The sequence below is a fragment of the Rhizobium sp. BR 315 genome (assembly GCF_050577975.1).
GTDB classification, from domain to species: domain Bacteria; phylum Pseudomonadota; class Alphaproteobacteria; order Rhizobiales; family Rhizobiaceae; genus Rhizobium; species Rhizobium miluonense.
In genome coordinates, this window is the sequence record NZ_JARWKZ010000101.1 from 1 (window position 1) to 9416 (window position 9416).

The window sequence follows — 9416 nt, forward strand, 5'->3', positions numbered from 1 at the left end:
GTCCAGGACGATTTGTTGCGTCAGGTAGCGCTGCACAGCGTGATGCTCGCATTCGTGTCGATGATCGCAACGGTGCTTTTGGCATTTCCGGCCGCATACGTGATTTCGCGCCTCTCCCGGCGTTTGTCATCGCTGATGATGGTCCTCGTGCTTATGCCGTTCTGGGTATCGATCATCGTGAGATTATTTGCCTTCACCACCATCCTCGGTACGCAAGGCATCATCAATTCCGCTGCTGGAGCGCTCGGGCTTGGCCCGTTTCCCCTGCTGTACAACACGTTCGCGACGATCGTCGGCATGGTCGCCTACCTGCTGCCATATCTAATTCTCATCCTCGTTTCGGCGATGATGTCGATCGATACCTCGCTTCTCACCGCCGCTCGAACAATGGGCGCATCTGAAAGTCGTGTCTTCCTCGACATCTATTTCCCGCAGGTCCGCCCGGCGCTGCTGGGTGGAAGCGTGCTGGTCTTCGTCCTGGGGCTTGGCTTCTTCCTGACACCGGCAATCCTCGGCGGTCCGCACAATCTGACCATCCCGATCTTCATCCAGCAGCAGGTCCAGAACTACCAGTGGGGCAAGGCAGCGGCGATGGGCATCGTCCTGCTGGCGGTCTCGATCGTTGGATATGCCGTGGCACTTAAGGTAGGGGGTAAGGGAATGCTTTCGCCGGTCCAGCAAGGCTCGCGCGGCGCTTCAGCCCGCGCCCCCCTTCGACCAACTCCGGTGACCAGTATTTGCGTCGTGGTGCTCGTCTTCGATCTCATTCTGCTGATCCTACCGCTCCTTGTCGTCATCCCGACGTCGGTCACTCCGACCACCCAGATTCAATTCCCACCGGTTGGCTTCAGTACCAAGTGGTTCATCGAGGCTCTGACGTCATCGATCTGGATCGATGCGTTCCTCAAGAGCATCAGGGTTGGCGTCATGACGGCAGTTTTCGCTTCCCTCTGCGGCCTCGCGCTCGCCAGGGTCGGGACGCGTTCAAAGTCTGCGGCGCTCAAGTCAGCCATTCAGATGGCCGCCATTATCCCTCTGATCGTTCCGGTCATTTTACTCGGTATCGGAATCTATGACGTCCAAGGTCGGCTGGGCATGCTGGGCAGCGACTTCGGACTAGTCGTCGCTCATGCCGTACTTTGCTTGCCACTTGTGTTCCTCGTGCTGGCCAATGCACTTGCTGCCGTCGATATCTCGATCGAGCAAGCGGCCTGGTCGATGGGTGCGAGCAGTACCAGGGCCTTCTGGGATATGGTCGTGCCGCTCGCCATGCCGGCGCTCGTTGGCGCGTTCCTCATCTCCTTCGTGACGTCTTGGGACGAGGCTGTGCTGGCGATGTTCCAGACGGAACTCGATAAAACACTGCCAGTCACGATCTATTCCTTCCTTCGAAGCGGCATCACTCCGGCGGTCTCAGCTGTCGCGACAATCATCATCGCACCGGTCTTGATCGGCACAATCATCGTCGCCGCAAAATCTTTCACTACAAGTCGAAGTGCTACAAAAGTGAGATCCTAGCTCATGGCAACCGAACGTTTTCCAAGCGGCTCCGCGTCAATCGTGGGAGCCTTTGAGTCCCCGCGTCGAAAGGCGCCTGGCGTCCATCCCTACCAAATCCACTCTGAGGTGATCGCCGGGGCGCTTGCCGATGCCGGTCTGACGATTGCTGACGTCGACGGTTTCGCTACGGCAGCCTCGTTTCCCTCCGAAGCGGGCTGGCAGCTGAATGCCGTCGAGATCGCCGAATACGTGGGTATCAACCCCTCTTGGGTGTGCAGCACCGATATCGGAGGAGCCGCAGCTCTGAGCCATGTCGGCAACGCCGTCGCGGCGATCAAGGCCGGTCTCTGCAACACAGTCGTCGTTTCATACGCCTCATCCGGCCGCTCATGGCCTCTGAGCGCAAGCGACTTCAATACCGGGCAGACCGGACCGGGCGAGTTCGAGGTACCGTACGGAGTTTCGACAATTTCCGCTTATGCGTTGGCCGCGACGCGATACATGCACCAGTACGGACTCAAGTCGGAACACCTCGCCGAAATCGCCGTTCAAGCGCGCCGGTACGCACATTTGAATCCGGAGGCGATGTACCGCGATCTTATCACGATCGATGACGTCCTCTCCTCTCCGATGATCTCGTCGCCGCTTCACAAACTCGATTGTTGCGTCGTCAGCGACTCGGGCGGTGCAATCGTCGTCACGTCTAAGGACCGTGCACGCGACACGCGCCGAGGCGGGCCTTCTGTGTTGGGCTTCGGAGAAGCGATCAGCCACGGCCAGATGAACCAGATGTGCGACATGACCACCACTGTCGCTGAACATTCGGGCCGGCGGGCGTTCCAGACCGCTGGATTAACACCCGAAGAAATCCATGTTGCGCAGATCTACGATTCTTTCACGATCACGGTCGCTCTCACGCTCGAGGCCCTCGGCTTTGTTCCCAAGGGTGAAGTGGGCAACTTTATCTCCGAAGGTGGGATCGCGCCTGGCGGACGGCTCCCAATCAATACGGATGGTGGGGGCCTTTCATCGAACCACGCGGGAAGACGCGGCATGTTTGCGACAATCGAGGCAGTACGCCAGCTCCGAGGCGAAAGCCCCGGCCTTCAACTTGCTTCCCCAGATCTGTGCCTCATCAACGGTACCGGCGGCTGGCTTTCAGCCACGGCCACTCTCATTCTTGGAGGCAAACAATGATTGAAATGACCTCTGTCCATCCTGTCCACAATGCTCTCTCAAAGCATTGGTTCGAGGCGGCTAGCAGGGATGTCCTGCTCATTCAAAGGGATCCGCTTACCGGCGCGGCACAGATGTACCCTCGCGCCCGCGTGGCGGGCTTTCCAGAGCGAGAGCCGGAGTGGGCCGAAGCCACGGGCCGCGGCACTCTCTATTCCTTCACCGTCGTCGAGCGATCAATCCACAAGGAATTTGCGGCGATAACGCCGTTCGTTATCGCGATTGTCGATCTGGAAGAGGGTGCCCGTATCACAAGCTGGGTCGTCGATACACCGATCGAAAGAATCCAGTGCGATATGGCCCTCAAGGTCGTGTTCCGTGAAATTCATCCCGGCGTAAAAATGCCCTGCTTCGTGGAGGGCTGACGAATGGAAACCGTGTTCAACGACATCCAAGAAGGCGCGGAATACGAGTCCGCCGGCCGGACCATAACGGAAGCTGACATCGTGAATTTCGCCGGCTTGAGCGGGGACTTCAACCCGCTCCACATGGATGAAGAATGGGTTCGCGAAAATACCAAATACCCTTCCCGCATCGCGCACGGACTACTCGTTCATTCGATCGGCGAGGGCCTGAACTGCACAGAGCTTTCGGCGTGGAAAATTCTCGGCTTCCTGGAAACACAACGGCGGATGCTTCTTCCGGTGCTACCGGGCGACCGGATTTGCCAGCGTTACGTCGTGAAATCGAAACGCCCAAGCTCGAAGGACCCGTCGCGCGGTGTGGTCGAAGTGGAGGTCGCGATCCGCAACCAACGGGGCGAGATCGTGCAGGACGGATACAACAGATATCTTATCGGAGGTGGAGGCTGATGCGTGGCTTAAAGGACAAAGTCGTGGTCGTAACGGGCGGCGCGCAAGGGATCGGTAAAGCGACCGCTATCCGCCTGGCCGAGGAAGGTGCGATCTTGGTGATTGCGGACCGTAACCTTGATGGCGCAGCAGCGACGACCAGGGAAATCGACGCATCCGGCGCCCGTGCGTTGGCCGTCTCGCTCGATGTTTCGGATCGCGAAAGCTGGGCCCAAGCCGCGATCAAGATCAAGGAAACCTTTGACGGAGCAGACGGCCTTGTGAACAACGCCGGCMTGACACGTGACAAGTCCTTGCTAAAGATGGGCGAGGACGATTGGGATGTGGTCCTGAACGTCAACCTGAAAGGGGCGTGGCTCGGGTGCCAGGCCATCGTGCCCTTGATGGTTGGTCGCGGTGGCTCGATTGTAAACCTGTCGTCCGAAGCTCGGTGGGGCGCGTTTGGCCAGTCGAACTATTCGTCGGCGAAGTCGGGTCTGGTCGGCCTGACGCGGACCGTTGCAATCGAGCAAGCACGTAACGGTATTCGGGTAAATGCTGTCGCTCCGGGAACAACTACAACCCCGATGGTTGAAGCTGTTCCGGAGCAAATCCGCCAAGGATGGCTTGAGAGCATCCCCCTGCGGCGCGAGGCCAGTCCGGCGGAAATCGCCTCGGCGATTGTTTTCCTTCTCTCCGACGACGCTAGCTACGTGACAGGCCAGGTACTGGGCGTGAACGGCGGCTCTGCTCTTTGAATTGAAATGCATCCCAATGCGACCATCAACCTCAACGGTCTGATGGTCGCATTGGGAATTTGGATCGGGTTGTTTCACGTCGCCGCAGATGGACGCTTTCGCGGTTATATTGATGTAGCGCACGAGAGGGCGGGTTTAGAATAGTTTCAATCGCACCAGATATATCCGAGGAATTCTTGCTGCACATGAACTCATGCACAGCACGGTGATGCTCCATGGCCTGGTTCGGCAAACCTGAATAGCCGGGGCCGGACAGATGCTCCTCGATATCGACGTCAACGTACCACATTTCATGACCCGCCGCCTTCACGATCGCTTGTATCGCCTCGTGCCATGTGTGGGCGATTGGACCGGTAGAGTGTAGGATCTGCCGGTATGCCCTGCCTCTAGGGACCGTCGCCGCCGTGTCTGCTATGTCGCGGGTATCGACAAACGCAGTTGGCCAACCCTTAGTAGGCACCCCAACCTCGCCCTCGTCGCGTAACTTCGGAAGGAAGTACTCGGGGGCGGAGAAGTTCTGTATAAACCAATGGGGCGCAAAATCGTCCACTCGAATCTCGAGGTTTCGATCAGCCGCTCGACGCGCCGTTCGTCGAGATTTTCATTCCGAGTTTCAGCCGCGATGCCTGACAAAAGCACGATGCGCCGGACCGATTTTGCGTCGTCCAGAAAGCTTGCCACCGTGGCTTCAACGTCCACAGCACCATAGGCGTTCGGTTTGACAAGGTAGACGCAGACAACGTTCGCAAGAACTGCTTTCCAGGTTTCAGGAACATTCCAATCGAACGCCCGTCCGCCGGAACCATGGGGTCGCCTAGACGCGCCGATTACGTCTACTGCCGACCTTGCTTGGAGACATTCCGTAACTTTACGACCGGTTTGACCGGTGGCTCCCAGAACTAAAACCTTCGTCATCGAGGTGTCCGTTCAGGTCGTGGTCAATAGGTGTGGCTGGAACATGTAAGTTCCAGCCACAACCGTCTACTAGCTTTTCACCTTCTCGCTGCGTGAATCGTACCAAGCGCCGAGTTGGACCTCGATTGGGTAGCGTTTCATCGCGACCTCCACCTCCCATTTGCCACTTGCCAGCCATTCCTTGGTCACGCCCTCGTTGGACGAGACATATCCAAGACCAAGCGAAGCCTTGACGCGGTGTCCGTACGCTCCCGACATAATCGACCCTACAATGATGCCGTCACGAATAAGCGGCTCGTAGTGAAACAACATCGGGTGTGTGCCCCCGCTCTCATTAGAGACTTTCACCTGCACAAGCCGCCTTTTCAAAGTGCCCTCGGCCTTCTGGCGTACCAAAACGTCTCGGCCGATAAACCCGCCTGGCTTATCCAGCGCAACGGTGAAAGCAACGCCCCCCTGGAACGGCGTATCCTCCTCACCGATATCGTGGCCCCAATGGCGATACCCTTTCTCCATTCGCATCGAATTGAGTGCGAAGAACCCAGCGTTCTTAAGCCCAAAATCTTGTCCGGCTTCCATCAGAACATCATAGACATGGGCCGCCATTTCGCTCGGGATGTAGAGTTCGAAGCCCAATTCGCCGACGAACGTCAGCCGGCTGGCACGGACGCGCGCGTAGCCAAGATCGACCTCGCGGCTCGTGCCAAACGGGAAGAACTCGTTCGAGAAATCATCGGAGGAGACACTCGCGAGCAGGTCGCGGGACTTCGGTCCCCACAGCGCGAGCATCGCAAGCCCCGAGGTAACGTCTGTAATGTATACTTGGGCGCCTACAGGCACGCGTCGCTTGAACCAAGCAATATCGCGTCGCTGAGAAACAGCCACCGTGACGACCAGATAGGACTGTTCCGCCAGTCGGGTGATCGTTACGTCGGCCTCGATACCGCCGTTCTCATTCAGCCACTGAGTGTAAACAACCTTCCCAATCGGCACATCACACTCAGCCGCGCTGATCCAGTTCAGGGACTTTAAAGCGTCAGGGCCTTCGACTATATATTTGACAAAGCAGCTATGGTCGAAGAGTGAGACATTCTCGGCTGTGTTGGCGCACTCAGCCGCGACATTGTCGAACCAGCTCGGCTTTGAATACGAATATTCGATGTTGGCAAGCTCGTCCTCTGTGCCATAGAAGCCAGGGCGTTCCCATCCTGCGAGTTCGGTCATGAACGCACCTGATGCCAACAGGCGGTCGTGGAACGGCGAGCGGCGAACGCCTCGCGCGGTTTCGAATTGCTTCCCCGGCCAATGCATGTCGAACAGCGTGCCGATGGTCTCGACGGAGCGGTCGGCAAGATACTTCTTGTTTCGCTGAAACGATTGCGTTCGGCGAACGTCGACATCCAGCAGTTCGACCGGCGGACGACCTTCAGCGATCCATGATGCCATTGCCTTCCCGACACCACCTGATGAAAGGATCCCGATGGAATTGAAGCCGGTCGCGGCGAAAAGGCCGTCGATTTCCGATGTCTCACCAAGATGGTAGCGATTGTCCGGAGTGAAACTTTCGGGACCGTTGAAGAAGAGCTGGATGCCAGTCTCCTGCAGGACAGGAACGCGCTCCATGGCCATCTCAAGGTATGGACTGATGTGCTCCAAGTCCTCGGGGATCGTATCGAAGCAAAAGCTCTCGGATATGCCGTTCTGACCCCACGGTTTCGCTCCGGGTTCAAAGAAGCCAATTAGCAGCTTGCCGGCATCTTCCTTGTAATAAGCCCACTCATCGGCTGTGAACATAACCGGAAGATTGCGCGGCAGCTCTGGGATAGCCTCGGTCACCACATAGAAGTGTTCTGCGGCATGCAAGGGAATGGTCACGCCGATTTGAGCTGCGAGGTCACGGGACCACATCCCACCTGCGATGACCACTTTCTTGGCAGAAATCCGCCCCTGCTCGGTCATTGCGCCGACAGCCTTGCCGCTCTCGGTGAGGATTTGTGTAACCTTAATATTCTCGAGGATCTTGGCGCCGCCCTGGCGAGCTCCCTTTACGTAGGCCATCGTCACGTCGGCAGGATTAACCTGGCCGTCATTGGGGAACCAGAAACCACCCACGAGCCCTTCAGTGCTGATCGGAGACCAACGCTCCTTGATCTGATCAACGGTCATGGCCTCGACGGGCAGGCCGAAATTTCTCCCCATCGACGCACCACGTGCCAATTCCTCATAGCGAGCCTGCGTCTTCGCAAGGCGCAAAGAACCGTTCTGCTTGAAACCGGTCGCCTGCCCAGTCTCTTCCTCGAGCCGCCCAAAGAGCTCTCCGGTATATTGCGCAAGTTCCGTCATACGCTGCGTTGCACGGAGCTGCGTCACAAGACCGGCGGCGTGCCAAGTCGTTCCACTCGTGAGCTGTCGACGCTCACAAAGAACAACGTCCTTGATGCCGAGCTTCGTCAGATGATAGGCAATCGAGCAGCCCGCGATACCGCCGCCGATGATGACGACATCGGCCTGTGATGGAATATCCATTCCTGTGTCCTTTAGATTTGGAGCCTGCCCTGCCCTCGTAGCTCCTGCTGGCGGACATGGTTCTATCCGGCGATCAGAGGCATTGATGGCAGATCTTAATCTCGCCGGCTCGCCCGCATTCGGGATCGGTCCGTCTGAAAAGGATTCATATCATATCAGGGCTGAAACTCTACAGAAATCATGCCGAGTTTATAAAAATCTCTCGGCACCCACCTTCCGGCAAGGGACGAAGGTTCATCGCCGGCAATCGCTTTAGAAAGTCGGGGGGGTGTTCACCCAGATCAGTTTACAAGCCTTCGAGCCAACAGAGCGCCAGGAGTGCGCGCGGTGACTTTCGAAATACATGGCATCGCCTGGGTTCAAGGTAGCGAGACCTAGCCCATCCACTTCGATCTCAAAGCTACCCTCTAACACCCGGATGAACTCCTCGCCTTCATGCCGGTAGAAACCCTCACTTCCGGCACCCGGTTCAAGCGTCCACTCCTGACAGTCCATCATCCGCGGACCAGAAGCTAACTCTCTGATCTGAATGCCCTTGCCGAGTGAAGGAAGCTGTCGCCCCTCCCCGCTCCTTATGACGGCTTTCGGTGTTTCCTCTGGGCTGGCAGTGAGCTGCGTCACGGTAACGCCCAATGTTTCGGCTATAGCGCGCAACAGCGGGACACTGGCGCCTCGAGACGTGCGCTCAAGTGTGCTTATCACCGACGAGGACACGGCCAACACCTTCGCAAGCGCCGTTATCGTCAGACCCTTTTCGCGACGCAGCCGCCGGATCTCATACCCGAGCCTCGGAGGCGGAAGGTTTTCGCTTCCTGTTTCCTGGGAGACCAGATCCGTTCCGTCCAGTGAAGATTTGATCGCTGCAAGATTCAGGCCTTGGACGGATCTCAAGCGAACGATCTGATGTACGCGGGCGAAGTCATCCTCGGAGTACATCCGGTAGCCACTGGCCGTCCGTGTTGGAACGATGAGCCCATGTTGCTCCCAAAGCCGAAGCGTCGCCGGCGGCACACCGGTCGCAGCAGACAACTCTGAAACCTTATACTGTTTGCTCATGGCTTTCCTTGCTCGAAATCTCACAGTTGAGTGCTACGAGACTGCTCCGCAAACTGCAACCACGCGATTTGCCAAAGGCACACAGTCGGCGGCTCGATTGAAGGATTTCAGCACGGATTCACATGTTCGGATAGACCGGGCCTTCGCCGCCCTGCGGCGGCACCCAGTTGATGTTCTGGTTCGGGTCCTTGATGTCGCAGGTCTTGCAATGCACGCAGTTCTGCGCGTTGATCACGAACACGTCCTTGCCGTCCTTCTCCACCCATTCGTAGACACCAGCCGGACAGTAGCGCGTCGACGGGCCGGCATAGATGTCGTGCTCGGAGCGCTTCTGCAGGCTCATGTCCTTGACCTGCAGATGCACCGGCTGATCCTCCTCGTGGTTGGTGTTCGACAGGAACACCGAGGACAGACGATCGAAGGTCAACACGCCATCGGGTTTCGGGTAATCGATCTTCGTGTGCTTTGCTGCCGGCTCGAGGCTCTGCGCATCGCTCTTGCCGTGCTTCAGCGTGCCGAACAGCGACAGACCGAACAACTGGTTGGTCCACATGTCGAGACCGCCGAGTGCCACGCCGATCGCCGTGCCAAACTTCGACCACAGCGGCTTGACGTTCCTGACCCGCTTCAGGTC

Annotated in this window: 9 protein-coding genes; 5 read left to right on the plus strand and 4 right to left on the minus strand. The window is 57.8% G+C overall.

The window, feature by feature from the left end; all coding sequences use genetic code 11:
* The 5 genes from QD409_RS34725 to QD409_RS34745 all read left to right on the plus strand — a co-directional run.
* The coding region (locus QD409_RS34725; protein WP_430764962.1) for an ABC transporter permease at nt 1-1518 on the plus strand (1518 nt) is incomplete at its 5' end.
* Between the two features lie 3 nt (nt 1519-1521).
* Nucleotides 1522-2697, plus strand: coding sequence for a thiolase C-terminal domain-containing protein (locus QD409_RS34730; protein WP_430764963.1), 1176 nt, complete (start codon nt 1522-1524; stop codon nt 2695-2697).
* Nucleotides 2694-3101: a Zn-ribbon domain-containing OB-fold protein gene (locus QD409_RS34735; RefSeq protein WP_427143510.1), complete on the plus strand. Its 408-nt coding sequence runs from the start codon at nt 2694-2696 to the stop codon at nt 3099-3101. The genes QD409_RS34730 and QD409_RS34735 overlap by 4 nt, the downstream gene beginning before the upstream one ends.
* 3 nt (nt 3102-3104) lie before the next feature.
* Nucleotides 3105-3548: a MaoC family dehydratase gene (locus QD409_RS34740; protein ID WP_427143511.1), complete on the plus strand. Its 444-nt coding sequence runs from the start codon at nt 3105-3107 to the stop codon at nt 3546-3548.
* Nucleotides 3548-4285 (plus strand): SDR family oxidoreductase, encoded by a 738-nt coding sequence (locus QD409_RS34745; RefSeq protein ID WP_430764964.1) that lies wholly within the window; start codon nt 3548-3550, stop codon nt 4283-4285. Before QD409_RS34740 ends, QD409_RS34745 begins: the two co-directional genes overlap by 1 nt.
* Before the next feature lie 411 nt (nt 4286-4696).
* Here the strand turns inward: QD409_RS34745 and QD409_RS34750 are convergent, their stop codons facing one another.
* The 4 genes from QD409_RS34750 to QD409_RS34765 all read right to left on the minus strand — a co-directional run.
* Nucleotides 4697-5200: an SDR family oxidoreductase gene (locus tag QD409_RS34750; RefSeq protein WP_427143513.1), complete on the minus strand. Its 504-nt coding sequence runs from the start codon at nt 5198-5200 to the stop codon at nt 4697-4699.
* A 69-nt stretch (nt 5201-5269) separates the two neighbouring features.
* The gene (locus QD409_RS34755; protein WP_430764965.1) at nt 5270-7726 is read right to left on the minus strand and encodes a GcvT family protein; all 2457 of its coding nucleotides are present in this window, start codon (nt 7724-7726) and stop codon (nt 5270-5272) included.
* Nucleotides 7727-7978: 252 nt separating this feature from the next.
* Entirely contained in the window at nt 7979-8782 is an 804-nt protein-coding gene (locus QD409_RS34760; protein WP_427143515.1) for a MerR family transcriptional regulator, read from the minus strand.
* A gap of 118 nt (nt 8783-8900) precedes the next feature.
* Nucleotides 8901-9416: 4Fe-4S dicluster domain-containing protein (locus QD409_RS34765; RefSeq protein ID WP_430764966.1), on the minus strand; the 516-nt coding region annotated here is incomplete at its 5' end.

Bases quoted from the DNA above. Each gene is read 5' to 3' on its own strand.
- QD409_RS34760 (WP_427143515.1), bottom strand. From the start codon at position 8,782: ATGAGCAAACAGTATAAGGTTTCAGAGTTGTCTGCTGCGACCGGTGTG.
- QD409_RS34740 (WP_427143511.1), top strand. From the start codon at position 3,105: ATGGAAACCGTGTTCAACGACATCCAAGAAGGCGCGGAATACGAGTCC.
- QD409_RS34735 (WP_427143510.1), top strand. From the start codon at position 2,694: ATGATTGAAATGACCTCTGTCCATCCTGTCCACAATGCTCTCTCAAAG.
- QD409_RS34755 (WP_430764965.1), bottom strand. From the start codon at position 7,726: ATGGATATTCCATCACAGGCCGATGTCGTCATCATCGGCGGCGGTATC.
- QD409_RS34750 (WP_427143513.1), bottom strand. From the start codon at position 5,200: ATGACGAAGGTTTTAGTTCTGGGAGCCACCGGTCAAACCGGTCGTAAA.
- QD409_RS34730 (WP_430764963.1), top strand. From the start codon at position 1,522: ATGGCAACCGAACGTTTTCCAAGCGGCTCCGCGTCAATCGTGGGAGCC.